This is a genomic window from Mycobacterium timonense (genome assembly GCF_025821985.1).
In the GTDB taxonomy this organism is placed as follows: Bacteria; Actinomycetota; Actinomycetes; order Mycobacteriales; family Mycobacteriaceae; genus Mycobacterium; species Mycobacterium avium.
This window is the reverse complement of record NZ_JACKSY010000066.1, coordinates 111846-138357: the sequence shown is the minus strand read 5'-3', so window position 1 is coordinate 138357 and position 26512 is coordinate 111846. Positions and strand designations below refer to the sequence as shown.

The window sequence follows — 26512 nt, the reverse complement described above, 5'->3', positions numbered from 1 at the left end:
CCAGTGAGCCATGCATCGGATCGGTGACACGGCGTGCCCAGGCTAGCGATTCTCGACGACTACGCCAGGGTGGCGCTGCAGGTCGCCGACTGGTCGCGGGTGCAAAAGCGGTGCGACATCACCGTTTTCGACGAGCACCTTTCCGAGCAGCAGGCGGTGGACGCGCTGCGGCCGTTCGACGTGGTGTGCACCATGCGCGAGCGGATGGCCTTCCCGCGCAGCCTGATCGAGCGGCTGCCCCACCTGCGGCTGCTCACCATCGTCGGCCGGCAGCTGCCCAACCTGGACATGGCCGCGGCCACCGAGCACGGGATCGCGGTGGCCCGGTCCGAGTTCGCCCACCCCCGGTTCGCCGCCCTGCGCGACGCGACGCCGGAACTGGCCTGGGGGCTGATGATCGCGACGGTGCGTCACCTGGCCGACGAGCACCGGCAGATGCGGGCCGGGGGCTGGCAGCGCACGGCGGGAATGACGTTGTCCGGCAAGACGCTCGGGCTGCTGGGTCTGGGCCGAGTGGGCAGCCGGATGGCCGGATTCGCCGCCGCGTTCGGCATGGAAGTCATTGCGTGGAGCCAGAATCTGACCGACGACGCCGCCGCCGCGGTGGGGGCCCGGCGGGTGTCGAAGGCCGCCCTGTTCGAGTCCGCCGACGTGGTCTCCGTCCACCTGGTGCTCTCCGAGCGCACCCGGGGCCTGGTCGGCGAACCCGAGCTGGCGCTGATGAAACCGTCGGCGTATCTGATCAACACCGCCCGGGGCCCGATCGTCGACGAGCCCGCCCTGATCGCCGCGCTGACCGCCGGGCGCATCGCCGGTGCCGGGCTGGACGTGTACGACGTCGAGCCGCTGCCCGGTGATCACCCGTTGCGGTCCCTGCCGAACGTGACCCTGTCACCCCACCTGGGATACGTCACCCGTGAGATGCTCGGCGCGTTCTACGCCGACACCGTCGAATCGGTGCTGGCCTGGCTGGACGGCACCCCGATCCGGATCGCCAATCCCGAGGTGCTGCAACGAGATTGAGCGCGCTCATTTCCGCCTCCAGTGCGGACTTTTGACGGCCTTGAGCGCTTCGGCGACGTAGCGGTCCAGCGGCCACCGCCGCCCGGACTGGAGCACCCACTGCTGAAAGCCGAAATCCGCGGCGGCGAAGGCCAGTTGGACCAGCAGGCCAGGGCGGATGTCGGTGTGGGGGTCGACCCGCATCCGGTCGGCGATGAGCTTGGTGGCGCGTTCCTTGTCGGCGGGCCGGTGCACGGTCACCTTGTCCAGCAGGCCGGGGGCCACCAGCAGGGCCTGACGCCACTCCTCGGTGTCGGCCGGCTCGAACGAGCGGGTGCGGGTGATGATGGCGTTGATCAGCGCGACGTCGGGTGATTCGCCGGCCGGGCGGCCCTCGAGGAGATGGACGATCGCGGCGCCGCCGTAGCGCACCGGCGCGAGCAGAAGTTCCTCCTTCGCCGGCACGTGCCGGAAGAAGGTGCGCGGGGAAACGCCTGCGGCCGTGGCGATTTCCTCGGTTGTCACCGCGTCGTACCCGCGCTCGACGAACAACCGGAACGCCGCGCGCCGGATGTCGGCCCGGATCTGTGCGCGCTGCCGGTCACGCAGCGATTCCGGTGTCATCGGAAGCAGCCGATCCCGCCGTCGACGTGGATGGTCTGCCCGGTGATGAAGGTGGCGTCGGTGCTGAGCAGGAAGGCCACCAGCGCACCCACGTCGGTGCGCACGTCGCCGATCCGCTTCATCGGCACCCGTCCGACCGCCTTCGCATAGTCGTTGGGCGCGAACTGCTTCCACAGCTTCACGCCGTCGGACTCGGCGAACGGGCAGACGACGTTGACGCGGATGTTGTCTCGTCCCCACTCCAGCGCCGCCACCTTGGACAGGCCCCGGATGCCTTCCTTGGCGGCGGCATACCCGCCCCATCTGGGCTCACCGCCGGTGCCCGTCCCCGAGCCGAGGTTGACGATCGCCCCGCCGCCCTCCTTCACCAGCAGCGGGTGCACCGCCTGCATGAGCAGGAAGGTGGCGCGGGGGCCGACCTCATAGCCCAGCGCGAGGTCGTCGGTGGTGATGTCGACGAATGCCTTGGGCTCGTTGGTGGCGATGGCGTTGTTGACCAGCCCGTGCACCGAGCCGAACGCGTCGACGGCGGCCGCCGCGATGCGCGGGGCGCTGTCGGGGTCGCGCAGATCGGTGACGAGCCGTTCCACCCGCCCCAGTGCGCGGAGTTCGGCGGCCGTCGCCTCCAGGGTTTCTTGTTGGATGTCGACCAACAGCACCGCCGCGCCGCGTTCCAGCAGCGCGGCGGCGATGCCCTTGCCGACGCCCTGCGCGGCGCCGGTGACGATCGCGACCTGCCCGCGCATCGAATCCGGGTGGCTGTAGCTCATGTGACCGGCCCCAGCCGCAGTCGCACGCCGCGATGCATCTCGTAGGTGCTGCGCGCGCCGCCCGGTAGTTCGATGAACTCGACCGGTGTTCCGTCCGGATCCTTGACGAAAAACATGCGCACACCGCCGATCTCGAACGGCTCCTGGTCGGGTTGGTAGCCGGCCGAGACGAAGCGCCGATGGGCGTCGTCGAGGACGGGGCTCATGACGTGGCGAGGCCGGGGGCCGGCCGGCCCGCAAACAGCGGCAGATCCAGATAGGTCTTGATGCCCGGCGCGGCTGCGCAGACGTCGGGAATGGCGTTGACGCAGTGGTTGGCGGTGACCACCACGCCGGGGTTCTTCACCAGGCCCTCCGCGATCGTCTCCGGCTGCAGGCCCTTGAACGTCAGGCTCACGTCGGGGTCGCCGGTGATCTCCACCTCGAAGCGCTCGCCGCGCCCACCGAAATCCCAGGCGGGGTCCAGGTTTTGCTCACCCATCAACCAGTTGACCGCCGCGGTGATCACCGGCTCGCCGTCCACCAGCGCCTGCCAGCGGAACCGGCGCGCCGCCACCGTGCCGGCGGTGATCGGGAAGGGGTCGTAGTCGATGTCGGCGGTCGCCACGGCGACGTCCTGGATGGTCCTGATGTTGGGGTCGATGCGAAACCCCATGTGGTCGGCGATCATTCGCACCGACTGTTTGAATCCGCCGTCGAGCAGCCCTGCCATCGGCCCCCCGGTGGCCTCCTCGGGGGTGCCGCCGAAGCCCATGATGTGGCGCACCACGTCGGGTGCGTTGTAGGTGCGGATGTCGGAGAACTCCTCGGCACGAACGTGCGTGACCGCCGATGACAGCGAGGACACCATGAGCGGGAATCGCTCCGTGATACCGCCGGGGTGGATCCCCGAACCATGCAGTGTCACACCGCTTTCCAGCGCGGCGTCGGCGACGGCCCGGTGCCGCGGGTTGCCCGGATCGGGATAGACCCAGCCGACCGGTGTGACGACATTCTTGCCGGACCGCAGGATCGCGATGACCTCGTCGTCGTTGGGTATCAGCGGGCTGTACACGACGCAATCGGCGTCCAGCGCCAGCACCTCGTCGACGCTGGTGCTGGCGGTGACACCGAGCTCCTGGGTGCCGATGATCCGCCCGACGTCGACACCGTTCTTCTCCGCGCTGTGCACCCAGCATCCCGCCAGTTCCAGCCGCGGATGATTCAGGACGCACTGGATCGCCGCCTTACCCACACCGCCGGTGGCCCACTGGATGACGCGAAGCTTGGACGGGCTACTCATCGTTGACCTCCCGGACGGTTTTTCACATCGACCTTTACACACTGATAAACAAGATGGCAGGCTATGACTCGCTGACAGTGACTGTCAATCATCGCCGGTTACGGGAAGGGTGCTGCGATGGGCGTCCTCGAGGGCAAGGTCGCGATCGTCACCGGGACCAGCCGGGGCGTGGGGGTGGGCATCGCTCACGAACTGCTGCGGGCCGGCGCCACCGTCGTCGGCTGCGCGCGCTCGCCGCTGGACACCATCCCCGGCATCGAACCGGACTGGACCGAGCGGGCCTTTCAACGGGTCTGCGATCAGGGCGACTACCGCGGCATCGACGCGTTCGTCACCGACGTCGTGGCCATCCACGGTCGCCTCGACATCCTGGTGAACAACGCCGGCGGCACCGTTCCCGCGCCGCACGCCGAGAGCATTCCCGAACTGGTGCAACGCATTCAGGGTTCGCCCGCCGCCGACGACGACTATGCGCGCACCGCCCTGTTCCACGCGTTCGCGGTGCAGATGAACCTGATCGGCCCGCTGTGGTTCGCGATCCGCGCCTACCGGCAGATGCAAACCCAGGACGGGGTGGGCTGCATCATCAACATCTCCAGCGGCGCGGGACACCCGGCCGGAGCGCCGACGCTGGTGTCCTACGGCGCGGCCAAAAGCGGCCTGAATCACCTGACCCGATCGCTGGCGCAGGAGTGGGGGCCGAAGGTGCGGGTCAACTGCGTGGCGTTGGGGCCGACGATGACCGAGAACTTCCGGTCGTTCGTGCTGCCCAAGGACGATCCCACCGGGGAGAAGTATTTCGCCGCCGTGCCGTTGCGCCGCGCCGGCGAACCCGCCGAGGTGGGCCGCATCTGCGTGTTCCTGGCCGGCGGGCAGGCCGACTTCGTCAACGGCACCACCATCGAGTGCGACGGCGGCATGCTGCCCGGCGTGCTCTACGACGCCGGCCTGAAGACCATCACCGACCTGTTGTAAACAGCGACTTCCCCGCCCGCATGGCGTCTAATGGGTGGATGGAACTGATCATGCCCACCGACGCGGTCTTCCTGCTGGGAGAGTCTCGCGAACATCCGATGCACGTCGGGGGGTTGCAGTTGTACCAGCCGCCGGAGGGCGCCGGTCGAAACTTCGTCCGGGACTTCTACAAACAACTGGTGGCACAACCGGATTTCCAGCCCACGTTCCGCAAACACCCGGCGAAGTTCGTCGGCGGGATCGCCAACCTGGGCTGGTCCTACGACGCGGACGTCGACGTCGACTACCACGTCCGGCGCTCGGCGCTGCCGTCGCCGCGCCGGGTGCGCGAATTGCTCGAGCTGACCTCGCGGTGGCACAGCAGCCTGCTGGACCGGCATCGCCCGCTGTGGGAGACGCACATCGTCGAAGGCCTCAAGGACGGCCGGTTCGCCATCTACACCAAGGTGCACCACGCCCTGATCGACGGCGTGTCCGCGCAGAAGCTGATGCAGCGCGCCCTGTCGAGCGACCCCGACGACCCCGAGATCCGCGCGCCCTGGACGCTGCCCAAGCGCAGCCGCAAGGCCGGCCCCAGCTCCCGGTTGAGTTCCCTGGTGCACGCCGCGGGATCCGTTGCCGCCCTTGCCCCTTCGACGGTGTCGCTGGCCCGCGCGGCGCTGGTCGAGCAGCAGCTGACGTTACCGTTCGGGGCGCCGCGCACCATGCTGAACGTCAAGATCGGGGGCGCCCGGCGCTGCGCCGCGCAGTCGTGGCCGCTGGAGCGGATCAAAAACGTCAAGAACGCCGCGGGCGTCACCGTCAACGACGTGGTGCTGGCGATGTGTTCGGGCGCGCTGCGTTACTACCTGCTCGAGCAGAACGCGCTGCCCGACACGCCGCTGATCGCGATGGTCCCCGTCAGCCTGCGCACCGAGGAGGAAGCCGACGCGGGCGGCAACCTGGTGGGGGCGATTCTGTGCAACCTCGCGACCGACAGCGACGACCCGGCGCAGCGTCTGCTCACCATCAGCGAGTCGATGCGCAGCAACAAGAAGGTGTTCTCGCAGCTGCCCCGCTTCCAGGCGCTGGCGCTGTCCGCGGCCAACCTGTCGTCGCTGGCGCTGGCCGCGGTGCCGGGCTGGGTGTCGGCGACCTCGCCGCCGTTCAACATCGTCATCTCGAATGTGCCAGGGCCCACCGCGCCGCTGTATTACGGGGGCGCCCGGCTGGACGGGAACTACCCGCTGTCCATCGTGCTGGATGGCCAGGCGCTCAACATCACGCTGGCCAGCAACGCGGGCAACCTGGACTTCGGCCTGGTCGGTTGCCGCCGCAGCGTCCCGCACCTGCAGCGCCTGCTCATGCACCTGGAGTCCTCGCTCAAGGACCTGGAACGCGCTGTCGGAGAATAGGATTCGATGCCCAAACTCAGCGCCGGTGTGCTGCTGTACCGAACCGGTGACGGCGTCGTCGAGGTGCTGATCGCGCATCCGGGCGGCCCGTTCTGGGCGCGCAAGGACGACGGCGCGTGGTCCATCCCGAAGGGGGAGTACGACGAGGGGGAAGAGCCGTGGCCGGCCGCGCGGCGCGAGTTCGCCGAGGAGCTGGGCCTGGCCGTGCCGGCGGGAGAGCGGATCGATCTCGGCACGCTGAAGCAGTCCGGCGGCAAGCTGGTGACCGTCTTCGCCGTGCACGGCGACCTCGACGTCACCGAGGCACGCAGCAACACATTCGCGCTGGAATGGCCCAAGGGCTCGGGCACGCTGCGCGAGTTCCCCGAGGTCGACCGGGTCGGCTGGTTCCCGGTGGCCGCCGCACGCACCAAACTCTTGAAGAGCCAGCACGGATTTCTCGACCGGTTGATGGCGCAGCCGCCCGTGGCCGGATTATCCGAAGGGACCTGATATGCACACGCTGCGAACACCCGACGACAGGTTCCACACCGTCCCCGATTTCCCTTATCCGCCAAGGTATTGCGAGGTTTCCGACGACGACGGCGGCGCGCTGCGGGTGGCCTGGGTCGAAGACGGCCCGGCGGGCGCCGACCCGGTCCTGATGCTGCACGGCGAGCCGTCGTGGTCCTACCTGTACCGCAAGATGATTCCGGTGCTCGCCGGCGCCGGTCATCGCGTCGTCTGCCCCGACCTGGTCGGGTTCGGCCGTTCGGACAAGCCGACCCGCCGCGAGGACCACAGCTATGCGCGGCACGTCGAATGGATGCGCGCGCTGGCCTTCGACGTGCTGGACCTGCACAACGTGACCCTGGTGGGTCAGGACTGGGGCGGGCTGATCGGATTGCGGCTCGCCGCAGAGCATCCCGAGCGGTTCGCCCGGCTGGTCGTCGCCAACACCGGGCTGCCGAACGGCGACCAACCGATGGCCGACGTCTGGTGGCGGTTCCGGGAGGCCATCACCTCGGCGCCGCAGCTGAACATCGGCGCGTTCGTGCAGGGCGGTTGCCGCCGGCGGCTCAGCGACGCCGAACGCGCCGGCTACGACGCCCCGTTTCCCTCCGACGAGTACTGCGCCGGCCCGCGCGCCATGCCCACCCTGGTGCCCACCTCCCCGGAGGATCCCGCCGCGGCGGCCAACAAGGCGGCGTGGGCCAAGCTCGCGGTGAGCCCGACGCCCATGCTGGTCGCGTTCAGCGATAGTGACCCCATCACCGGGCCGATGGCGGCCATCTTCCAGCGTGAGATGCGCGGCGCGCAGGGCATCGATCATCCCTTGATCCGCGGCGCCGGACATTTCCTGCAGGAGGACGCCGGCGCCGAGCTGGCCGGCCACATCGTGGAGTTCCTGCGCCGCTGATCCGGCCGCGCCCGCAGCGGCGGGCACAATGTCAGGATGACGACCGCGCCGACCGAGTCCGCCGAATCGCAAGGGCTGCTGCTGCAGCTGTTGGACCCCGCCAACCGGGCGGACCCGTACCGGCTTTACGCCCAATTCCGTGAGCGCGGAGCGTTGCAGCTGCCCGAGGCCAACCTGGCCGTCTTCCTGAGTTACCGGGACTGCGACGAGGTGCTGCGGCACCCGTCGTCGAGCAGCGACAACGTCAACTCGACCGTCGCCAAGCGGCAGGCCGCGGCGGGCGCGGCGCCGGTCAGGCAGGGCCCGCCGGGTTTCTTGTTTCTCGATCCGCCCGATCACACCCGGCTGCGCAGGCTGGTCAGCAAGGCGTTCGCGCCCCGGGTGGTCGCCGCGCTGGAACCCGATATCCGTTCGCTGGTCGACGGATTGCTCGATCGTGCCGCCGACAAGGGCGAGTTGGAAATCGTCGAGGACTTCGCCTATCCGCTGCCGGTGGCGGTGATCTGCCGGCTGCTCGGCGTGCCGCTCGACGACGAGCCGCAGTTCAGCCGGGCGTCGGCGCTGCTGGCCCAGGCGCTGGATCCGTTCTCGACGATCACCGGGGTGCCGGCCGAGGTCGCCAGCGAGCGGCAACAGGCCGGGACCTGGCTGCGCGACTACTTCCACCAGCTGATCGAGGCGCGCCGGTCACGGCCCGGCGACGACCTGCTGTCGGGGCTGATCGCCGTCGAGGAGTCCGGGGATCAGCTGACCGAGGAGGAGATCGTCTCCACCTGCAACCTGCTGCTGATCGCCGGGCACGAGACGACGGTGAACCTGATCGGCAACGCCGTCCTGGCGATGTTGCGAGACTCCGGTCAGTGGGCCGCGCTGGGCGCCGACCCGGGCCGGGCCCCGGCGATCGTGGAGGAGACGCTGCGCTACGACCCGCCCGTGCAGCTGGCCGGGCGAATCGCTTTGGACGACATGGTGATTGGCGGTGTGGAGGTGCCGGCGGGCGATGTCATGATGCTGCTGCTCGCCGCGGCCAACCGTGACCCCGCCGAGTTCGATCGACCCGACACCTTCGATCCCGATCGTAAGAGCTTGCGGCACTTGGGGTTCGGTCGCGGAGTGCACTACTGCCTGGGCGCGCCGCTGGCCCGGCTGGAAGCCGGTGTGGCGTTGTCGGCGGTGACGGCCCGCTTCCCGCGGGCACGGTTGGACGGCGAACCGCAGTACAAGACCAACGTGACGCTGCGCGGGCTGTCACGGCTGGTGGTCGCGGTCTAGTTTCGTCGCGGTCTCGCGTCGAGCGTCGCGGTCTCGCTGCCTCGCGGTCTCGCGTCGAGCGTGGGGGATATGCACGATTCGGGCCGCGGTTTCGTCCATATCCCCCACGTTCGGCGAACGGAATCGCCCTCTGCCGGCGATGCCTCGGGGCGCTAGCTTCGTTCCCAGGGCGGGCTCTCGCCCATCTTCTGGTAGTACTTGGCCAGGTGGCTCTTGATCCGATCGATGTCGGACTTGGGCACGTCGATGCCGCCGCGGGCGCCGTCCATGATCGCGCCGGCCGCCATCACCCCGCGGGGCACGGCCTTGAGCTCGCCGGCGATCACGTCGGCGATCAACAGCTTGTACGCCGTGAAATTGTCCTTCTTGTCGGCGTCGTACCAGACGTGGGCGTCGCGGTACTTCTCGTTCGGCTCGTCTTGTGCGCCCGCCCATTTGCGGACGCGCTTCTCGGCGGCGTCGCCGTCCCACTCGCGGTCGCGATCGGCCAACGGCAAGTCCTGGAAGGCTGTCACAGACATGCGGTTCGCGTGCCCGCTGCGGCGAGGGGCTAAACACCCGTTTCGAGTTGGGATCGGTAGCCGCGGCGTAGCGTTGTGCTGGCGTCATGAACACCACCCACCACCGGAAGCCGGTCGTTGCCGGGGCGCTGCTCGCCGGCGGCATCGCGGCGGCAGGCCTGGGGATCGCCTCGGCCGCCGCGCAACCCAGCGCGCCGCATCTCATCGGCCCATTGCCGACCGACAATTTCACGGTCCCGCACGACTGGTGCCCGGGACAGCCGTTGCCGATGCCCGATGTCCGCTGGGACATGAACGTCTGCCACCACTGGTACTGGGTTCCCGTCGGCGGCATGGGCAACGTCGGCCAATTCGTCTGGGAGGGGGACGCTCCCCGGCAGCCGCTCGGCGGGCCGCCGTGCTACGGAGCCCCAATCTGCTTGCCGGGCTTGTGATCTGCGCGGCTCGCGCCGAGGCCCGGCACGATGTCGCCCAGGCGAAACGTCACCGGCTGCTCGAGCTGTTCGTAGGTGCAGGAGCGTGGGTCGCGGTCCGGCCGCCATCGATTGAACTGCGCGGTATGACGGAATCGCCGGCCCTCCATGTGGTCGTAGCGGACCTCGACCACCCGCTCGGGCCGCAGCGGGACGAACGAGAGGTCCTTGCCGGCGTTCCAGCGCGAGAACTCGTTCTTGCGGGGCGTGCGCTCGCCGGCCTGGTGCGCGGCCCAGCTCCACGGGTGGTCCTCGAAATCGGTGACCAGCGGCTGTAATTCGGTGAACAGCCGCCGCCGCTCGGCCATCGGGAAGGCGCCGATCACGCCGACCGACGCGAGCTGGCCGTCATCCTGATACAGCCCCAGCAACAACGAGCCGATCGCGTCCGCCCCGGACTTGTGCACCCGATAACCGGCCACCACACAGTCGGCCGTCCGCTCGTGTTTGATCTTGAACATCACCCGCTTGTCCGGCTGATAGGTGATGTCCAACGGCTTGGCGACCACACCGTCGAGCCCGGCGCCCTCGAATTCGTCGAACCACCGCAGCGCGGTGTCCAGATCGGTGGTCGCCGGCGTGACATGGATCGAGGGCCCCGGACCGCCCACCGCCTCCAGTAGCGCCGCGCGCCGCTCGCGGAACGGCCGGCCGGTGTAATCCTCGTCGCCCAGCGCCAGCAGGTCGAAGGCGATGAACGACGCCGGCGTGGCCTCGGCCAGCATCCGCACCCGCGACTCGGCCGGATGGATGCGTTGTTGCAGCGCCTCGAAGTCCAGGCCGTGGTCGGTGGCGATGACGATCTCCCCGTCGATCACGCAACGCTGCGGCAGCTCCGCCCGCACCGCCGCCACCAACTCAGGGAAGTAGCGCGTCATCGGCCGCTCGTTGCGGCTGCCCAACTCGACCTCGTCGCCGTCGCGGAAACAGATCGACCGGAAGCCGTCCCACTTGGGCTCATACGACGCGGCCGGGGGAATCGCGCCGACCGACTTCGCCAGCATCGGCGACACCGGCGGCATGACAGGAAGGTCCATAGCCCGATTGTGCTGGAATCGGAGGTATGGCTGCTGCAGAAGAGGTCGACGTCGACGGCATCGCGGTCCGTCTGACCAATCCGGACAAGGTGTATTTCCCCAAGCTGGGGTCGAACGGCACCAAGCGGCACCTGATCGACTACTACCGCGCCGTCGCGGGCGGCCCGATGCTCGACGCGCTGCGCGACCGGCCCACCCACCTGCAGCGTTTCCCGGACGGCATCGACGGCGAGGAGATCTACCAGAAGCGGATTCCGCAGCACCATCCCGACTACCTGCAGACCTGCCGGGTGACGTTTCCGTCGGGACGGACCGCCGACGCGCTCAAGGTCACCCACCCGGCGGCCATCGTGTGGGCGGCACAGATGGGCACCGTCACCCTGCACCCGTGGCAGGTGCGCTGCCCGGACACCGACCATCCCGACGAGCTCCGCATCGATCTGGACCCGCAGCCCGGTGTCGCCTTCGCCCAGGCGCGCAGCGTCGCGGTCGACGTGCTGCGGCCGCTGCTCGACGAGCTGGGGCTGGTGGGATACCCGAAGACGTCCGGCGGCCGGGGCATCCACGTCTTCCTGCGCATCGCCACGGACTGGGATTTCGTCGAGGTGCGCCGGGCGGGCATCGCGCTGGCCCGGGAGGTGGAGCGGCGCGCGCCCGACGCCGTCACCACCTCCTGGTGGAAGGAAGAACGCGGCGCGCGGATCTTCATCGACTTCAACCAGAACGCCCGCGACCGCACCATGGCATCGGCCTATTCGGTGCGGCGCACCCCGATCGCGACGGTGTCGATGCCACTGACCTGGGACCAGCTGGCCGGCGCCGACCCCGATGACTACACCATGGCCACGGTGCCCGATCTGGTCAGCGCCCGCGAAAACCCTTGGGCCGCAATCGATGACGTGGCCCAGTCGATCGGTCCGCTGCTGCGGATGGCCGAGGCCGACGAGGAGCGCGGGCTCGGCGACATGCCCTACCCGCCGAACTACCCGAAAATGCCCGGCGAACCCAAACGCGTTCAGCCTTCCCGAAATACCGATCTGAACAGGAGAAACAAGTCGAAGTAGTGTTGTACGCCGCCTAGCATAACGCATGCTCGCCCGATAACCTCAATACATGACCGAATATCTCGAATCGCTGCGAGGCAGCTTCAACCGCTCGCTGCGCGTCGAGGGCAAAGCAGACCGGACTCTCGTCCTTTACGGCCAAAGCATCACCTACTTCAGCGACTGGCTTCGAACGCGTGGACAGCCAGCCGACCTGTCCAGTCTGGACCGAGACACCGTTCTGCAGTGGCTCGATCACCTACGCCGCCGGGGCCTTACGACGGGCACCATCCGCACCCGCTGGCGCGGACTCCGACGATTCGTGAACTGGCTTCTGGCAGAAGACATTATCCGCACTGATCCCCTCGCTGGCATCGTCATCGACAAACCGGAACCCGCGCCCGTACCCGTCCTCGCCGACGAGGAACTGGCAGCGCTCATCGGTGCGTGCAAGGGAAAGAAGTTCGTCGATCGCCGCGACGAAGCGGTGATCCGGTTGCTCATCGACTGCGGGCTGCGGGTGTCAGAGTTGACTGGTATAGACCTCGAGCACCTCGACCTGGACGCAGAATCGGTGGTGGTCACTGGCAAGGGGTCACGGGTACGCCCTGCCTACTTCGGCGCCCGTACCGGCCAAGCCCTGGACCGCTACCTGCGCGAGCGCCGCAACCACCGACACGCATCGAATTCGGCGCTGTTCCTGGGCGAGAGAGGGCGTTTCACCCCGGACGGTGTCCGAGAACGCCTCAAGGTCCGCGCCGATATGGCAGGCCTCGACTCTACGAAGATCCACCCGCACCGGTTCCGGCACACCAACGCCCATGATTTCTTGCTCGCTGGCGGGCAGGAACGGGATCTGAAACGGCTCATGGGCTGGCGATCCGACACGATGCTTGAACGATATGGCGCGTCTGCGGCCGACCACCGGGCACGGGAAGCGGCACGACGGCTGAAGCGCGGCGATCGAGTATGACGCATTCAAAGATGACGCTCGACGAGCTGCGGGCGGCCCGACCGGTTTGGCTAGACCCGGGTGATCCAATCTCGATTCCCGATGCTGTTGAGCGGTTCGTTCAACTAGCGTGGCGCTGCGGTTACGGCGAAACACCTGCCGTAACCGCCATTTCTGAGCTAAGCGAAGTTGATCTTTCGTTATGCGTTGTGGTCGGAGGGACTTGGCTTAAATCGGCAGACCCTGACGGTGCGCATGCCTTCGCTGACGCAGCTGCGCGCGAGCACCTCCATCGGGTGCGCCGGTTTCGCGACGCGGCGGCTGCTGCGCTCACCTGGTTGGAAAAGCTGCCACGCGGATCGCGGTATTACCTTGTCGCCCGGTTGCAATGCCCGAAAGGCAAACAGCTCGCCAATCTGTACTGTCTACCGAAAGATAGTCCGCCAGTGCATGATTCCGGTGGACTGAGACTGCTCATCGCTCCGACACGCCGGGGGCAGGTCACCAGCCTCGGCGTTGACGGCACCGTAGGAACCCGATGGGCCCGAGCTGCCCACGCCTGGTGGTACATATCGGACGACGACCTGTGGGATCTGCGCTGCAGATGCTGCCCAAGGCCGGACGGCGGCGTGCGAGCCCGCGACTTCCTGTCCAACGACACGCGGCACGGCTACAACGCTGTGCTACTCTAATTTCACCGTTGTAATTTGGTCGGTGGGGCCGCCCGCACCCTGGGAGATCGACACCCGGACTTCGATTGAGGAGTCCGTGCGTGCCGTTGACGCCGACTGAGCGAACCATTCGTTCGCAGATTGCCGCCCATGAATCCTGGGCGCGTACACCCGATAGGTCCGCGCGAACTGCCAACGCGCGCAAGGCAATGCTCGACAAGTTCGAGCACCAAGTCGACCCTGACGGAACGCTGCCAGCAGCAGAACGCGCGCGACGAGCTGAGCACGCCCGAAAGGCTCACTTTAAACGTCTGGCGCTCAAGAGCGCTCGAGCTCGTCGCCGTCGCGCAGGCGGTGATGCCGCATGACGCAGAGCCGGAACGGTCCACCAAAAGAAGTCGAGGGCCGAGCCCCGCACCACCGGGACCGACCCTCAACCAGCAAGTTCGGCGGCCACGCAACCACCTACACCCACGAAGATCCTACCGCAGATCGGGCCGAAACCGTCGGCAGACAGCTCGCCTGGGTGCCTTGCACCAGAAGCTGTCAGCAGGACACCGCGTCGCAACTCAGCCGGCGACGGGAGGCCGCGCGGCGGTCTGTTCCGCTGCATTGCAATTGCCGCGACCCGTGGGTATGTCGGTGCGCTGAAGCTCCGCCGTCGGATGCGACGGTCGACGCCGGCCGCGCTGCAGCCGAGCACCTTCTGTATGCCGGCTGTGTCCCTCTACTGGAAACGAAGGTGCTGCAAGCACTCTGGCGGCGAGGCGGTGACGATCGGGCGTTCGCCGAACGACTGCACCAACTGACCGGCGGTCTCGTCGCATGACGACGGGTCCCGTATCGCGACATGAACGAGATGACGAGCTGGTGGCCCGGGGAAAGGCATTGGGGGAGAGCGGGAAATACCGGCCAACCTCGCAGTCATTGGGCCAGGGCGATGGTCAGCCCGCGACGGAACTCGCGCTGGTCGAGCACCCGGACGATGCGGATGCGCCGTCGGTGGAGACGAATACAGATCCCGACAACGCGATCGACGGCGCGAGGTTCATCCTGGATCAGCCGGAAGGGATCCCCACCATTTGGGGCCGCGGTACCCAGGTGCTTTGGCCGAAAGGCGAGGCGCTGATGATCGCCGGCGGCCAGGGCCTCGGGAAAACAACACTCGCAGGACAGGTCACGGCCGGGCTACTCGGGGTGGGCGAGCGCAGCGTCCTCGGACTGCCAGTAACCGACATGGGTTGCAAAGTGCTGTATTTGGCGATGGACCGACCCCGGCAGATCGCACGCTCACTACGGCGCCAGTTCGGCCCGGAGGACCGCGACATCCTTAGTGAACGGTTGGTGGTCTGGGAAGGACCACCGCCACGTGACCTGGCGGCGAACCCGACCCTGCTGGCGAAAATGGCGAAGTACTACCAAGCGGGCGTGGTGGTCGTCGACTCGCTCAAAGACGCCGCCGTGCGGTTGGCCGAGGACTCCGTTGGCGCACAATGGAACCGGGCACGCCAACATCTCCTTTCGCAGGGCTGCCAGCTCTTGGAGCTGCACCACTCCACCAAGCGCGGACCGGCCGGCGCACCGATCACCGGCGTCGCAGACGTCTACGGCTCAACCTGGTTGACGTCGGGCTGCGGCTCAATCATCCTGCTCGTCGGCGAACCTGGCGACCCCATTGTGTCGTTCCGCCATGTCAAGCAGCCAGCCGAAGAGGTCGGGCCCTACCAGCTGCTACACGACCAATCAGCCGGACACCTCAGCATCGATTTCCAAGTCGACCTCGTCGAGCTGGTCAAGCTGAGCGGCGCCGATGGCCTCACCGCCAAGGAAGCCGCGACAGCGATCACAGGTAAAGACAAGCCATCTGGCGCCGAGGTGGAAAAGGCGCGACGCCGGCTCAACCAGAAGGTCAGCGAGGGGATGCTTGTGCGCCTCGGTGGTGATCGTGGAAGGGGGTCTACCGCAGCATGGTTCGTCGCCGATCAGGAAATCACGCGAAAATCACGCGATTCGGAAAACCGCTGGTCAGAAAATCACGCCGATTTCGGACCAAACGGAAATCACGCGGAAATCACGCAAATCACGCTCGACGGTGAAACCGCTGGTCAAAAAATCACGCACGTAAATCACGGGGGTCACGCGCCAGGTAATCACGAAAACCACCGTCCCTTTAGGGACGGGGTTTCGGGTACCGGGGAGGGCCGATGACCGACTACGAAGGCGACATCGTCGACACCGCCCGCAGCGTCAACCTGGACGACGTCGGATTGCCCGGCTACCGCGCTGCCACGACGGTCAGCACCGACGGCACCGTGCATCTGATCCTGGCCCGACGTGACCGACTGGGCGACGACAACACCAGATACGACCCGGGCTGTTCTGTCGCCGAGCACGAAGCCCTCGGGGCGTTGCCGCTCGAGTACATCCGACGCTTGACCGTCGCCCGGCGCCGGCACCGCAACGACGGAGCAGGCAAGTGACCGCCGCGCTCGCCGGGCTACTCGACGCCATCGGCGCAGCGCCGTCCTTGCCCGGCGCGCGCTGCCGCGGCCGATCCAGCGAGTTCGACGAAACCGACTGCCCCGAAACCATCGAATACGCGCTGAACCTCTGCCGAAGCTGCCCAGCGCTGACCGCATGCACGGCATGGGTCGCATCCCTGCCACCCAGGAAACAGCCGCCCGGCGTTCGTCGCCGCACAGCTCAACACCCAGACACCACGACGACCACGAAAGGCGACCACCGCATGACCACCAAGCGCCGACGGATCCGCCAGCACCGCCCACACCAAACACCCTCGCCGCCAACCGATGAACAGGCACTCGCCGCGCTCCAAGCCGCGGCACTCGGCCTGCTCCTAGCCGGCCTGGCCAACGACGGCCGCCTAGCCACCGAAGTCGAACGCATGATCGCCGCCGGCGCGAAAGTCACCGCAGGCGTGCTCGGCTTCATGACCGCGGCCGCCGCAAACGGCTACGAGTACGAGCACGGCAGCCGAGAAGCCGCGATCGACGCCGTGTCCGCCGACCTGGCCGCCGTGCTGCTTACCGCCGGTGAAAAGTCATGAGCACGCACTACACGGGCTGCGCCAGCGACCCGACAACCGACAGTGCCACACGCGTCGAGACCGACAAGCAGCAGCGGCCGGCCGCCGTACGCCAACACCCGCACTGCAGACGACGCATCGGACCCACGCGACGCGGCTCGCAAGAAAGCACCGGCGCACACCAGACACGGCCTACCCGTAGCGAACCACGTCGATGCTCTGAGCTGCGCAAACAATCGCACAGCACCCCTCCCGCCCGAAAAATCAGGGGGAGGGGGGCCCTCCGCGACCGCCTCGACGTCACTTTTTTCTCTCCCCCGGGTGTGAAACGCACGAGATCGGACTGCTTCGGCAGCCGCGTTTCAACCCGAAGCCGACGCCGCAACCAAGGGTGTCCGTCAGATGGACACCCCTTGAAACGATGAACCTCCTCGGACGCAAGATGCTCAAGGCGCATGTGCGGCCGTTTGTCGGGAATGACCGGCTGATCCGGCTCAGGATCGGCGCCGACGTCTTCGTGATGGACCGCGACGAGGCGATCGATTTGGCTCGCCAACTCGTGGCCGCGGTCGACAAGGCGAACTCGGCTGGCGAGGTGGTCGATGGGCTGCGATGATCAGCGGGAGCTGTATCCGGCGATTTTCGCCGCGGTGCGGGTGGGGCTGATTTCGATTGAGGCGCCGCTGCTTCGGTTGGTCATTCATTGGCTTGGTGACTATGCGCGGCTCAAGCAGCAGCCCGGGCAGGCTGGCGTTCCGGAGGGCTTGCCGGCGGCCTTGACCGCGTTGGCTGAGGCGTACGCGGCGGTGAGCGACTCACGTCAGCGTCAGGAGTTCTGCGCCGACGCTGCGGGGGTCGTACGGTCTGGCTATGACTTGGAGCTGGGTACGACTGAAGCCGCTGCCGAGCTTGGGATTTCAGCGGGCGGGGTGCGATGGCACTGTGCCCACGGAAATCTCGAACACCGCAAGGTTGGGCGGCAGCTGATGATCAGCACGGCGTCCATCAAGCGTTTGAAGTCGCGGCTCGACGAGCAGAGAGGAGCCTAGCGTGGCTGACAAGATCGTGCGCGTGCCGCGGGCTGAAATCGTGCGGCTGCTGGGGCTGTCGCCCGACGTCGACGACGTCACGCTGCAGCGCGAAATGGATAGCGCGCTGGCACGAATCAGAACCGACAAGGCGGCCGCGGCGGTATCTGCGGCCGAGCAGCGGGCCCGCGCAGAAGATCGCCGCATCGTCATCGCCGCCTACAACGAAGGCAAGATCACCCAGAGTCGGATCGACTTCTGGTGCAGCGCAATGCAACGTGACCGCGCCGGCAACAGGGCGGTGTTGGCGTCCTTGGCTCCGGGTCTGCCGCCAGCTGAAAAGCTGCCTGTCGACCCCGATGTCGAACACGTCCACGGGAAAGTCTTGACACGGCTGGGCATTGCACCTCGGCCGGCTACTGCGCGGCCGCAGGCAGTAACAGCCTCGTCCCAACCGCCATCGCCGAACAGCACCATGCGCGACAGCCTTGGTTTGCCGATCCCCGGGGTGCCGGCGCCGGTGCGCCTCGTCCACGGCAAGGATCCGGCCACGTGGACTCGACAAGAGCGTGACGACGCGGTGTTGTACGCGCTCGGCGGCCGGTTCGCCGCGGCAGCGGCCGCACGCGGCATCCCTCGGCCGCCGGGCAGCGCCGGCTACTACCAGCCCAGCCCGAACGACGTGTCGTACTACGACGAGGCCGCACAAGAATGGCGCCCCAATCCCAACTACCAGCCGCGGGGCGACTGACCATGCCGTACCGCATGAAACCCCACGTCGAACTGCTGATCGTCAAGGACCAAAACGGCGTCCTCTGGCATCACTACCAGAACCCCTCCGCCGCCACGGGCGCGCGCAACCTCGGCCCTATCATCGCCTGGATCGGACCGGAGTACCTTGACCGGTGGCTGCGGCTCGGCCTGGTGGAGGAAATCTCCGACGAATCGGCAGCGGCGCAGAACCGGTCCACGTCCGCGCAGTTCGGCGGAGCACCCGAACCCAATAGCGAGTTCGTCGGCGAGTGCATCGCCGCGCTGGACCGCTTCGACGTGCCGTCCGATGCCGGCGCACCGACCTGCCGGAAAGCCTTGCGCGACAGGGGGCTGTCCTTCGGTAACGACTGCATAGCGGTGGCTGTTCGACACCGGAAAACCCGCGCCGCGTCACTGGCCGAGACGCGGGCGGCGCCATGAACTTGCCCGCGTGTGCATTTCGTGATTCCACACGCGTGGGTGGGCGGCGACCGGCCGCCTGCGACGGGGCGGAAGGGGCCGCCCTGGCGCGGCGGCCGGCGCCGAAAGAACCAGAGAAGGGAAGCTAATCCATGGACCTGAGTACGTTGATCACCGTGACGATCGGCACCACACCTACCCAGATCTGGCCGGCAGGCAATGGGTATGAGCATCGCTTCTTGATCGTCCAGAATTCCGGTGACACAGCGGTATTCGTCGGCGACGACTCGGTATCCGCGAATGGCCAGACGCCCGCACTGCCGCTGCATCCGGGCGCGAATCTGACCGTCCCGCGCCGCGGCGGCCTCTGCGGTGTTGTTGAATCCGGCACAGGCACCGTCACATGCCTTCCGATCGAAGCGTGAGCCGCCGTGGATAACGAAGCTGCGCAGGATCAGCGGTTCGCTGCGATGGCCACACACCACGCCCTGGACGGCCTGAGCGACGGGCCCGGCCAGCACCGCCAAGACCCGATGCGGTCGCTACTCAACCAATGCCGCCGGGCCCGGGACGGCGTTGACGACGGCCCGAGCTACATGACGATGCCGTTCTAAGCACCGCCTGCAGCTGCGTAAGATCGTGGGACCCGTGGGACCGGTGACCGTGGGCATGGTGACCGGTGACCATGGGACCGGTCGCAGTGGTGGCGGCCGCGGCTGCTTCGTCGCCTGACGTAAGGCTATCTTCTCGGCGTTACGCCGATCGGTGTTCCTCACGCTCGATGAACTGATCAATCGCCTCGCGCAGCAACTTCGAGGGCCGCACACCGCGGCGATCCGCGATCGCCTGCAACCGCGCACGCACCTGGGCCGGTACCCGCGTCTGCACGATCGGTGAATGCTCACCACCACCCGACAATGACTTGCGGCCCGGAATCAAGTTCGCGTTCGAGCGTTCACGGCTCGTGCGTTCGGCTTCCTCGGCGATCTGCTCGGCCAGCTCCTCAGTGAGCCGACGCCCGTCGCCGATGTGAATAACCTCCTTGTCGAGGTCGATGTCGTCATCGTCGATGATCGGTTCAGGCTTGCGTCCCATGACTTTTCCCTTTCACTCGTTGCGGAATCGGCGCGGCATCACGTGCATGACGAGCCCACAGATCAACGTTCTCGTCGGCGCCGATCACCCCGATTTCCGTCGCCGACCGCCTACTCCACGGCCCATGCAACAGCGAACGCGGAGACGGATCACGTGACCACGAACGCCCAGCGCTCACCGGCAAACGCGCCAAACACAACGGTGCCGACCTCGGCCACCGAGTCATGGCGTGGCCTTAACACCTGCATGGTCCCAATGCGACCGGTCCCACGGTCACCGGTGACCATGCCCACGGTCACCGGTCCCACGGTCCCACTCCCACCACGCGCCAGCGGCCGCCGCCAGGACCCACCCCCCCGAAAAAATACGGTGGGGGGGTACCCTCAAGCGACCGCCTGCCAGTCGCTTTTTTGTGTGTACGGCGCGAGAAATTCACTGTGACCAGCGAAAAGGTGACGCGGAAAACGACTACGCGTCGGAGAAGCATCCCTCGAACTGCTGGGCAGCGGTTGACTCAGGAGTTGAGCCGGTCCAGCGACCCGTTCTCGATTCGGTTGCTGATCGAGCGGGCGGCGCACACCGCGGACTGGTTGGAACAGTGCACGGAGCTGCTCAACGGCAAGCCTGAGCGGTTACGAACGGCCTTGTCAGTTTCCCAGTGCGTAGTCCCTGTGGTGGCTGTCCGCGGTGTGGCTGCGCGGCCGGCCGGGTTTGCGCGTCCAGTTGTCGGCGAACTTGCGCACTGCGGCGGCGTCCCAGACCGCGCCGCCGCGCAGCTCTGCAAGCGGCGCCGGGAACGCGGCAAGGTGACGTAGCTGGTGCACACGCTGCCGGCGTACCCCGAGCTCGTCGGCGATCTCCGCAGCGCTCATCAACTCTGGCAGCGTCGGTTCCTCAGCGCGGCGCGCAAATTCAGCCTCAGTCAACGTCTCAATCTCGATCGGGCGCCGGCCAACGTGATCCACCACCGCGTCGTATGCCACACACGTAGCTTTCATCGCGTCAGGGGCCGACAGATGCAGGTGGACCGTCACTTCGCCATCGCGTGGCCGCGCCACCGACGCGTCGAAACCCTGCAGCTCTTCTTCCCACCCGATCATCATTTCGGGCGTGACCTCATCGTCGGGAACCCCGATCGTCACCGTCCAGTCCGTCATGACTCTGTCTCCTTGCGTTTGGCGCGCTGTTCCTTCTTGCTTGGTGGCGGGATCTGCAGCCCGGCTGCTTTCAGGTCGGTCTCCAAGTCCTTCATCCGCCGGTATGGGTTACTTGGGGTCGCTGGGTAGTAGGCACGGTGATCACCGTTGGGGTCGTAAAAGTGGGTGTATCCCTTGGTGTCGTCGCTGACGGTCCAGCCTTGGGACTGGGCCCACTTGGCGATTTTCTTGATGTCACTGTTCATGATCCTCGTTTCCCTTGCGACCTGTCAAGGGTAACCAGAAACACGAACCATCGTCAAGAGTTTGGGCCACTCACGCTGACGTGAGTAGCTCAGCATCTACGCCGCTTGGTCTCTACCGTTTGAGGCGAGGCGATTGGGCCTTGGATCTCGAAGGGGCGGTGAGCTGTGTCGGTCTATTTGGACGTGGGTCTCCGGGCCGATGAGCGCGCCGCCGTCGCGGCGTCTCGCCGCCTGATCGACCTGTTCGCCCACACCGGTAGCCAGATCAACCGGGATCTGAGTTCACAGCTGGGTAAAGCGCTCGCCACGATTGATGGAAGTGCTGCTCGGCGTGAGCTTTTGGCGTTGCAGCAGGAGTTCCGCCGCACCGCGGATGTGGAGGCTGACGCTGCGGCCCGCATGATCCGGGATCAGCGCCGGCTAGCTGAGGCGACCGCGAAGTACGGCGAGGACAGCAGCCGGGCGGCGACGGCGAATGCGATGCTGGCCCGCTCGCAGCGTGAACATGTCGACGCGATGGTCGCCGCGGAGGCCGCGCACGTCCGCTTGACGAAAGCCAGTGGGGACACCGCGAATTCGGTCAGCCGGATGCAGCAACTCGGCGCGAATCCGATCTTCAACGCGGCCGGAATCGGCTCCGTCGCCGCGATGGGCATCGGGCTGACCGAATTCGCCAGGAAAGCGGGCGACTTTCAACAGTCGATCATCAAACTTGGTGCGGCAGCCGATGTTCCGGTTGGCCAACTGAAGGCTGTCTCGGACGGGTTGCTCAAGCTCACCGGTCAGGTGCCGTACTCGGCCCAGGAGCTCGCCGACGCGTTCTACGACGTGGCCAAGGCCGGGTACAAAGGCGCTGACGGCCTGAAGGTGATCGAGGTCGGCGCACAGCTCGCCAGCGTTGAAGGCGCCGACCTCAAGGAAGTCATCAACGGTCTGACCACCACGGTGAACGACTTTCACATTCCAGCCGAGAAACTGGCCGAGACAGCCTCGAAGATCAATGTTGCTGTGGGAGATGCCAAGACGAATTTGCAGGCATTCTCCGGGTCGCTGCACAACATCGAACCTGTTGCGTCCATTGCCAACAACCAGATGGAGCAGGTTTACGCCGCGATGGCGCGGTTCAGCCAGTCCGGGTTTTCAATGGACCAGGGAACCCAGAATCTTGCACAGGTCTACCGCAACTTCCTTGGCCCCAATCAGCAAATGCGTGACGCTGTAGGGAAACTCGGGCTCAGCATGAATGATCTGCAAGCCAAAATCGCCGACCCGAACGTCGGGGTGATCGGCGTCTTGCAGATCCTCAGCGACACGATCCGCAGCAAGACCGCCCCCGATGGCCAGGTCGCGATCGACACCTTCTACAAGAACGCTGATGCTAGCAACGCGCTGCGTGAGGCATACGGGGCCCTGACCGGCAGATCCAAGGAGATGGCCGACGCCATCAACAGCGGTGTCGTGCCGAACATGCGCCAACTTCATCAACAGATGGAGCTGGATCCGAAACTGGCGCAATGGGACACCGCGCGCCACAAGGTTGACGGGCTGAGCTCAAACCTGAGGAAGCTGCAAGGTGACCTCGAGCCGGTGCAGCAGCTGTGGAAAGAAGTCACGGGCACCGCTGAGGGATTCAACATGGCCGCAACCCTCGTCGGCTCCCCGGAGGCCCTGCAGGCGACCATCGATGAATGGAAGAAACTTCAAGGTGTCGTCGCCGGCGCCAACGATCCGGTCAAGGGATTTACCGACACCAACAAGGGCCTGAACGCGCAGCTGAAAGAGGCCAAGGACAAGTTCGGTGCGGCGGCGATTGAGATCGGCACCGCGTTCGTCCCGGCGATCACCGAAGCAGCTCATGGCGCCAAGTGGATCGGCGACGAACTCGCTAAGCACCCGGGCATCGCTGAAGCTGCCGCCGTCGCCGTCGGCGGCGTTGGTGCGGCGTGGCTGGCGATCAAGGGCTACAACGTTGTGTCGACGGTCCTCTCACCGATAGCGTCTGGGCTTGGGACGCTGACCACTAGACTCGGCGAAACCCGTGCTGCAGCGTTGCTTTTCAACGAGAGTCTGGCCGCTGCGGGCCCGGCGGCGCAGGCCGGCGCCGCAGGGGTCGAGGTCGCCGCCGCCGGGGAGATCGCGGCGGAGAACCGCGTGCGTGACGCCGCGTTGGAGGCGGATGCGGCCCTCGACGCCGGCGGAGGCGGACTTCCCGGAGGCAACGGCGGTGGCCGGGTTGCCCGAAGCATCAAGGCCGGTGCCCGCGCGTTGCCGTTCGTCGGCACCGCGATGGCGGTTCAGGATGTGGCCACCTCGGTGAACCCGAACAACGATCCCACCAACAGGTCCGACCAGGGCTGGGGGCACCTGCTGCTGGGCCAGTCGTGGGACTGGATCACGGGGCACACTGAGGGCGGCCCGCTGCACGCGCCCGGCCCGAAAGGCCGCGACTCTGCACTGTTCTGGGGTGCTGACGGCGAGCACGTCCTGACCCATCCCGAAGTGCAGCGCATGGGCGGGCACTCGGCGGTCTACCAGTTCCGTTCGGATCTGATGAACGGCCGGATTGTGTTGGGGCGCCAGTTCGGTGGGCCGTTGGGGCGTGATGATGGTGGCGCGGTCAGCCGGTTGTATCAGGAGGCTGAGGCGCTGAACGGCGGCCCGTACGTGTGGGGTTCGACGGACTGCTCCGGTGCGGTGTCGATGCTGGTGAACGCCGCGTTGGGCACCTCGGGGCGGATGTCGACGGCGACGGCGGCGCAGTGGTTGTCCGAACGTGGTTTTCAGCCGGGGTACGGTCCTCCGGGATCTTTGCAGATCGGCTGGTACAACGGCGGTCCGGGTGGCGGGCATATGGCGGCCACGTTGCCCGACGGGACCCATTTCGAGTCCGGCGGCCAGCACGGCGGCATCATGCTCGGAGGGCAGGCCGCTGGCGCGGAGAGCAGTCAGTTCACCCATCACATGTATCTGCCGTTGCAAGGCTTTTACCCGGACGGCCCGGCGGCCGCTGGTGGCGCGGGGATGCCCGGCATGGGCTTCGGCATGGGCACCGGCATGGGTGGCGGGGGCGGTATTCCGCCGGGTGCGCGCGCCGGCACCGGGCCGGGTGGGCAGCCGGGCTACTACACGGCCAACCCGCAGCGCGTCGCGGCCGCCGAGGAACGGCTGCGGCACCTCGACGCCGAGATCGACAACGCCGAGAAACGCAAAGCCGAGCTCAAGGCCACCGCCAAGCAGTCCGAGCGGGACCGCCTCGACGAAGAAATCCGGCACTTGAAGCAGGAACGCGCCCAGGCGCAGCAGCGGCTCACCGAAGCCGAGCAGGGCACGTTCCACGCGATGCACGGCCGGCGCGGAGCTGGTGGCGGCAGCCCGTTTCTGCCGGTGCCGCTGGCCGACCAGTTCGGCCTCTCGAAGGGGCTGCCGGGGCTGGCGGAGTGGACCGTCGGGTTCCTCGAAGACCTCGTGCTGGGCCCGATGGAAACCGCGGCCTGGGCCGCGCTCGGCGGCCGACCGCCCGGCGGCGGCCTCGGCGGCGGGTTCGGGCCGGCTGGTCTGGGATTCCCCAACCCAGCGCCGTTCGGGGCGCCCGGCGCTTCCGGCGCGGTCGGCGCCGGCGGCGACGCGGCCGCGGGCCTGGGCGGCCCGGCGCGCGGCAATGAAATGGCCGCTGCCCGTGGCGGTTCCGCGGCCGCGCTCAGCACGCCTGGTTCATGGAATGAGCCGTACTGGACGAAGAAGCCAACGAGCCCGACCGGTGCGCCCGCATCGCCAAGCGGTCCACGTTCGGCTGGCCCGGGTATCCACACTCAAAACGATTACCGACTCTTCCAGGCGGGTGTCCTCGACGCCGATGGCAACGTGATTTCAGGACCGGTCGGCCCCGGCTTGTCCGCTCTTTTGAATCCCTCGGGGTTCAGCTCGGGCGCAGGCACATCGCCGATGCTGGCCCCCGGTGATCCAGGGTTGCTCGGAGGCGGCTCCGACCGTGGCCCTCAGGGGCTGCAAGGCCAACCGCCAGCGATCGTTCAGGGCCCTGCTTCGCATGCGCCGAGCAATACGTTGCTGCCACCGCTGTATCGCGCCACCGGCGGCCCGTCGGGCACCGACACCATCCCCGCCTGGCTGTCCCCCGGCGAGCAGGTCGAACAGAAGTCCGCGGTCGACAAGTACGGCTCCCGGTTCATGACCGCGTTGAACCAGGGACTCGTCGACCCGGCGATCGTGCAGTACTTCGACGAAGGCAGCAACGGCCCCGTCGAACCGCCCGGACAACAGCAACAGCCATCGCCGCCCCAGCAGCCGCCGCAGATGCTGAAGGCCCCCGGCGGACCGGGTGGGCCGCAGCAGCCCAAACCGCCCGGCGGCCCGCAGCCCGGCCAGCCCGCCGGCCCGAAACCCGGCGACGTCGCCCAAACCCCCGGCTCGCAGCAAGGCCTGTCCGACACCGCCACCCCAGGCGCAGACATCCACCAGCTCGGCTCCGACCTACCCGCCCAGCCCGGGATCGGCTTCTCCGGCGGCATCATCGGCGGCCTCGAAGGCGCCGCTTCGCAGGCCGCCGCGATGGGCGCCGACATGGGCACCTTCGGCGGCGCCGGCGGCGCGGTCTCCTCGGCGATGAACATCGGCTTCCAAGAACTCAACCGCGCCGCCGCCTACGGCGCCCAAGCCGCCGGCATCGGCGTCGAAGGCATCTTGGAGGCACTCATCCCGAACTCCGACGCCACCGGCGCCGACTGGTCGAAAACCATCCCCGGCCGCCTGCTGATGGGGGTGACCGGGGTGCGGCCAGCCGGCCAGCAAAACACCGCCGGCCAAACCCAGCAGCCGTTCGCCTCCAACGCACCCGGCGACCAATACGCGCAGCCGGGCGGCAACACCACCCCGGGCGCGCCGATCCAAATCCTGGGCCCCGTACACATCCAGGCCAACGACGCCCACCAGATGCACGAAAGCCTCAACCAGCAGACCAACATGGCCGCCGCCACCGTCGGCGTCCAGCGCAGCGCATCGCAGGCCTACTGGTGAGCACCTGGCCGCAAGGCACCATCACCCCCCTACGGTGCCCACGTGCTGGAACTAGATCAGTTTCATACCAGTCGATTGAGCCGGGCCGGGCGTCGGTGTCAGGGTAAGGGTTGCGGTCTTCGCTTTCACCGCGGTGACCAGCTTCACGGCCAAGGCAGAAGGCGCAATCGGTGTGCTCCTCGTCGTACTCGTCGTCGTCGAAATCCTCGTCCTCGTCGTCATCGATGAAAATGAGGTTGTGTCCGGCGAAGGTCTTGGGGAGCTCCCGCCGCGGATTGGGTTGATCGGTGGTCATAGTTGGTCCTTGTCAGGTCGTTGATTG

At 67.2% G+C, this 26512-nt stretch carries 29 protein-coding genes; 20 read left to right on the top strand and 9 right to left on the bottom strand.

What is annotated here, in order from left to right; genetic code table 11:
- Positions 1-33: 33 nt before the first annotated feature.
- Positions 34-1023 (top strand): D-2-hydroxyacid dehydrogenase family protein, encoded by a 990-nt coding sequence (locus tag H7I87_RS17310; protein ID WP_011723502.1) that lies wholly within the window; start codon positions 34-36, stop codon positions 1021-1023.
- 6 nt (positions 1024-1029) lie between these two features.
- Here H7I87_RS17310 and H7I87_RS17305 read toward each other — a convergent pair whose 3' ends face one another.
- Genes H7I87_RS17305 through H7I87_RS17290 form a run of 4 tightly spaced genes read right to left on the bottom strand, consistent with a single transcriptional unit; the run spans position 1030 to position 3678 of the window.
- Complete coding sequence (locus tag H7I87_RS17305; protein ID WP_003874408.1) at positions 1030-1626, bottom strand: TetR/AcrR family transcriptional regulator; 597 nt, start codon at positions 1624-1626, stop codon at positions 1030-1032.
- A complete protein-coding gene (locus tag H7I87_RS17300) occupies positions 1623-2396 on the bottom strand; it encodes an SDR family NAD(P)-dependent oxidoreductase (protein WP_009974571.1) in 774 nt (257 codons plus the stop codon). The genes H7I87_RS17305 and H7I87_RS17300 overlap by 4 nt, the downstream gene beginning before the upstream one ends.
- Positions 2393-2602, bottom strand: a complete 210-nt coding sequence (locus H7I87_RS17295) for a VOC family protein (RefSeq protein WP_011723503.1) — start codon at positions 2600-2602, stop codon at positions 2393-2395. Before H7I87_RS17295 ends, H7I87_RS17300 begins: the two co-directional genes overlap by 4 nt.
- Positions 2599-3678, bottom strand: a complete 1080-nt coding sequence (locus H7I87_RS17290; protein ID WP_033719195.1) for an NAD(P)H-dependent amine dehydrogenase family protein — start codon at positions 3676-3678, stop codon at positions 2599-2601. Before H7I87_RS17290 ends, H7I87_RS17295 begins: the two co-directional genes overlap by 4 nt.
- A gap of 117 nt (positions 3679-3795) precedes the next feature.
- Between H7I87_RS17290 and H7I87_RS17285 the strand changes: the two genes are divergently transcribed.
- The 5 genes from H7I87_RS17285 to H7I87_RS17265 are packed head-to-tail and all read left to right on the top strand — an operon-like array spanning position 3796 to position 8718.
- Positions 3796-4653 (top strand): SDR family oxidoreductase, encoded by an 858-nt coding sequence (locus H7I87_RS17285; RefSeq protein WP_019733022.1) that lies wholly within the window; start codon positions 3796-3798, stop codon positions 4651-4653.
- Between the two features lie 38 nt (positions 4654-4691).
- Positions 4692-6047: a WS/DGAT/MGAT family O-acyltransferase gene (locus H7I87_RS17280; RefSeq protein WP_009974576.1), complete on the top strand. Its 1356-nt coding sequence runs from the start codon at positions 4692-4694 to the stop codon at positions 6045-6047.
- Positions 6048-6053: 6 nt separating this feature from the next.
- Positions 6054-6539, top strand: coding sequence for an NUDIX hydrolase (locus H7I87_RS17275; protein ID WP_033719194.1), 486 nt, complete (start codon positions 6054-6056; stop codon positions 6537-6539).
- A gap of 1 nt (position 6540) precedes the next feature.
- On the top strand, positions 6541-7446 hold the full coding sequence (locus tag H7I87_RS17270) for a haloalkane dehalogenase (RefSeq protein WP_003874416.1): 906 nt from the start codon (positions 6541-6543) through the stop codon (positions 7444-7446).
- A 36-nt stretch (positions 7447-7482) separates the two neighbouring features.
- Positions 7483-8718, top strand: coding sequence for a cytochrome P450 (locus tag H7I87_RS17265; protein ID WP_033719193.1), 1236 nt, complete (start codon positions 7483-7485; stop codon positions 8716-8718).
- Positions 8719-8870: 152 nt separating this feature from the next.
- Here the strand turns inward: H7I87_RS17265 and H7I87_RS17260 are convergent, their stop codons facing one another.
- Positions 8871-9239, bottom strand: a complete 369-nt coding sequence (locus H7I87_RS17260) for a hypothetical protein (protein ID WP_033719192.1) — start codon at positions 9237-9239, stop codon at positions 8871-8873.
- Positions 9240-9325: 86 nt separating this feature from the next.
- On the opposite strand from H7I87_RS17260, the gene H7I87_RS17255 reads away from it, so the two are divergent.
- The gene (locus H7I87_RS17255) at positions 9326-9673 is read left to right on the top strand and encodes a hypothetical protein (RefSeq protein ID WP_009974582.1); all 348 of its coding nucleotides are present in this window, start codon (positions 9326-9328) and stop codon (positions 9671-9673) included.
- Here the strand turns inward: H7I87_RS17255 and H7I87_RS17250 are convergent.
- Complete coding sequence (locus tag H7I87_RS17250) at positions 9640-10749, bottom strand: ATP-dependent DNA ligase (protein ID WP_023861963.1); 1110 nt, start codon at positions 10747-10749, stop codon at positions 9640-9642. The genes H7I87_RS17255 and H7I87_RS17250 overlap by 34 nt on opposite strands.
- A gap of 26 nt (positions 10750-10775) precedes the next feature.
- On the opposite strand from H7I87_RS17250, the gene ligD reads away from it, so the two are divergent.
- The 11 genes from ligD (at position 10776) to H7I87_RS17195 (ending at position 19276) form a co-directional block, all read left to right on the top strand.
- A complete protein-coding gene (gene ligD / locus H7I87_RS17245) occupies positions 10776-11813 on the top strand; it encodes a non-homologous end-joining DNA ligase (protein WP_019732020.1) in 1038 nt (345 codons plus the stop codon).
- Between the two features lie 49 nt (positions 11814-11862).
- The gene (locus H7I87_RS17240) at positions 11863-12765 is read left to right on the top strand and encodes a tyrosine-type recombinase/integrase (RefSeq protein ID WP_019732021.1); all 903 of its coding nucleotides are present in this window, start codon (positions 11863-11865) and stop codon (positions 12763-12765) included.
- A gap of 1475 nt (positions 12766-14240) precedes the next feature.
- A complete protein-coding gene (locus H7I87_RS17235) occupies positions 14241-15623 on the top strand; it encodes an AAA family ATPase (RefSeq protein ID WP_085989642.1) in 1383 nt (460 codons plus the stop codon).
- The gene (locus tag H7I87_RS17230) at positions 15620-15895 is read left to right on the top strand and encodes a hypothetical protein (RefSeq protein ID WP_019732023.1); all 276 of its coding nucleotides are present in this window, start codon (positions 15620-15622) and stop codon (positions 15893-15895) included. Before H7I87_RS17235 ends, H7I87_RS17230 begins: the two co-directional genes overlap by 4 nt.
- Positions 15892-16482, top strand: coding sequence for a hypothetical protein (locus H7I87_RS17225; RefSeq protein WP_224125681.1), 591 nt, complete (start codon positions 15892-15894; stop codon positions 16480-16482). Before H7I87_RS17230 ends, H7I87_RS17225 begins: the two co-directional genes overlap by 4 nt.
- A gap of 400 nt (positions 16483-16882) precedes the next feature.
- Entirely contained in the window at positions 16883-17077 is a 195-nt protein-coding gene (locus tag H7I87_RS17220; protein ID WP_019732025.1) for a hypothetical protein, read from the top strand.
- The gene (locus H7I87_RS17215; RefSeq protein WP_019732026.1) at positions 17064-17510 is read left to right on the top strand and encodes a helix-turn-helix domain-containing protein; all 447 of its coding nucleotides are present in this window, start codon (positions 17064-17066) and stop codon (positions 17508-17510) included. The genes H7I87_RS17220 and H7I87_RS17215 overlap by 14 nt, the downstream gene beginning before the upstream one ends.
- A 1-nt stretch (position 17511) precedes the next feature.
- On the top strand, positions 17512-18240 hold the full coding sequence (locus H7I87_RS17210; RefSeq protein WP_019732027.1) for a hypothetical protein: 729 nt from the start codon (positions 17512-17514) through the stop codon (positions 18238-18240).
- A gap of 14 nt (positions 18241-18254) precedes the next feature.
- Entirely contained in the window at positions 18255-18683 is a 429-nt protein-coding gene (locus H7I87_RS17205; RefSeq protein ID WP_019732028.1) for a hypothetical protein, read from the top strand.
- A gap of 131 nt (positions 18684-18814) precedes the next feature.
- On the top strand, positions 18815-19087 hold the full coding sequence (locus H7I87_RS17200; RefSeq protein WP_083071359.1) for a hypothetical protein: 273 nt from the start codon (positions 18815-18817) through the stop codon (positions 19085-19087).
- A 6-nt stretch (positions 19088-19093) separates the two neighbouring features.
- Positions 19094-19276 (top strand): hypothetical protein, encoded by a 183-nt coding sequence (locus tag H7I87_RS17195; protein WP_019732029.1) that lies wholly within the window; start codon positions 19094-19096, stop codon positions 19274-19276.
- Between the two features lie 139 nt (positions 19277-19415).
- On the opposite strand, the gene H7I87_RS17190 is transcribed toward H7I87_RS17195, so the two are convergent.
- From H7I87_RS17190 to H7I87_RS17180, 3 genes are all read right to left on the bottom strand, one after another.
- Positions 19416-19757, bottom strand: a complete 342-nt coding sequence (locus tag H7I87_RS17190) for a CopG family ribbon-helix-helix protein (protein WP_019732030.1) — start codon at positions 19755-19757, stop codon at positions 19416-19418.
- A 647-nt stretch (positions 19758-20404) separates the two neighbouring features.
- Positions 20405-20914, bottom strand: coding sequence for a hypothetical protein (locus H7I87_RS17185; RefSeq protein ID WP_019732033.1), 510 nt, complete (start codon positions 20912-20914; stop codon positions 20405-20407).
- Positions 20911-21159 (bottom strand): hypothetical protein, encoded by a 249-nt coding sequence (locus tag H7I87_RS17180; protein WP_019732034.1) that lies wholly within the window; start codon positions 21157-21159, stop codon positions 20911-20913. The genes H7I87_RS17185 and H7I87_RS17180 overlap by 4 nt, the downstream gene beginning before the upstream one ends.
- Positions 21160-21324: 165 nt before the next feature.
- Between H7I87_RS17180 and H7I87_RS17175 the strand changes: the two genes are divergently transcribed.
- On the top strand, positions 21325-26190 hold the full coding sequence (locus tag H7I87_RS17175; protein WP_023861955.1) for a phage tail tape measure protein: 4866 nt from the start codon (positions 21325-21327) through the stop codon (positions 26188-26190).
- A gap of 133 nt (positions 26191-26323) precedes the next feature.
- Positions 26324-26509, top strand: a complete 186-nt coding sequence (locus tag H7I87_RS29210; protein ID WP_155252472.1) for a hypothetical protein — start codon at positions 26324-26326, stop codon at positions 26507-26509.
- Positions 26510-26512 lie beyond the last annotated feature (3 nt).

Bases quoted from the DNA above. Each gene is read 5' to 3' on its own strand.
- H7I87_RS17305 (WP_003874408.1), bottom strand. From the start codon at position 1,626: ATGACACCGGAATCGCTGCGTGACCGGCAGCGCGCACAGATCCGGGCC.
- H7I87_RS17300 (WP_009974571.1), bottom strand. From the start codon at position 2,396: ATGAGCTACAGCCACCCGGATTCGATGCGCGGGCAGGTCGCGATCGTC.
- H7I87_RS17295 (WP_011723503.1), bottom strand. From the start codon at position 2,602: ATGAGCCCCGTCCTCGACGACGCCCATCGGCGCTTCGTCTCGGCCGGC.
- H7I87_RS17290 (WP_033719195.1), bottom strand. From the start codon at position 3,678: ATGAGTAGCCCGTCCAAGCTTCGCGTCATCCAGTGGGCCACCGGCGGT.
- H7I87_RS17285 (WP_019733022.1), top strand. From the start codon at position 3,796: ATGGGCGTCCTCGAGGGCAAGGTCGCGATCGTCACCGGGACCAGCCGG.
- H7I87_RS17280 (WP_009974576.1), top strand. From the start codon at position 4,692: ATGGAACTGATCATGCCCACCGACGCGGTCTTCCTGCTGGGAGAGTCT.
- H7I87_RS17275 (WP_033719194.1), top strand. From the start codon at position 6,054: ATGCCCAAACTCAGCGCCGGTGTGCTGCTGTACCGAACCGGTGACGGC.
- H7I87_RS17270 (WP_003874416.1), top strand. From the start codon at position 6,541: ATGCACACGCTGCGAACACCCGACGACAGGTTCCACACCGTCCCCGAT.
- H7I87_RS17265 (WP_033719193.1), top strand. From the start codon at position 7,483: ATGACGACCGCGCCGACCGAGTCCGCCGAATCGCAAGGGCTGCTGCTG.
- H7I87_RS17260 (WP_033719192.1), bottom strand. From the start codon at position 9,239: ATGTCTGTGACAGCCTTCCAGGACTTGCCGTTGGCCGATCGCGACCGC.
- H7I87_RS17255 (WP_009974582.1), top strand. From the start codon at position 9,326: ATGAACACCACCCACCACCGGAAGCCGGTCGTTGCCGGGGCGCTGCTC.
- H7I87_RS17250 (WP_023861963.1), bottom strand. From the start codon at position 10,749: ATGGACCTTCCTGTCATGCCGCCGGTGTCGCCGATGCTGGCGAAGTCG.
- ligD (WP_019732020.1), top strand. From the start codon at position 10,776: ATGGCTGCTGCAGAAGAGGTCGACGTCGACGGCATCGCGGTCCGTCTG.
- H7I87_RS17240 (WP_019732021.1), top strand. From the start codon at position 11,863: ATGACCGAATATCTCGAATCGCTGCGAGGCAGCTTCAACCGCTCGCTG.
- H7I87_RS17235 (WP_085989642.1), top strand. From the start codon at position 14,241: ATGACGACGGGTCCCGTATCGCGACATGAACGAGATGACGAGCTGGTG.
- H7I87_RS17230 (WP_019732023.1), top strand. From the start codon at position 15,620: ATGACCGACTACGAAGGCGACATCGTCGACACCGCCCGCAGCGTCAAC.
- H7I87_RS17220 (WP_019732025.1), top strand. From the start codon at position 16,883: ATGAACCTCCTCGGACGCAAGATGCTCAAGGCGCATGTGCGGCCGTTT.
- H7I87_RS17215 (WP_019732026.1), top strand. From the start codon at position 17,064: ATGGGCTGCGATGATCAGCGGGAGCTGTATCCGGCGATTTTCGCCGCG.
- H7I87_RS17205 (WP_019732028.1), top strand. From the start codon at position 18,255: ATGAAACCCCACGTCGAACTGCTGATCGTCAAGGACCAAAACGGCGTC.
- H7I87_RS17200 (WP_083071359.1), top strand. From the start codon at position 18,815: ATGGACCTGAGTACGTTGATCACCGTGACGATCGGCACCACACCTACC.
- H7I87_RS17190 (WP_019732030.1), bottom strand. From the start codon at position 19,757: ATGGGACGCAAGCCTGAACCGATCATCGACGATGACGACATCGACCTC.
- H7I87_RS17185 (WP_019732033.1), bottom strand. From the start codon at position 20,914: ATGACGGACTGGACGGTGACGATCGGGGTTCCCGACGATGAGGTCACG.
- H7I87_RS17180 (WP_019732034.1), bottom strand. From the start codon at position 21,159: ATGAACAGTGACATCAAGAAAATCGCCAAGTGGGCCCAGTCCCAAGGC.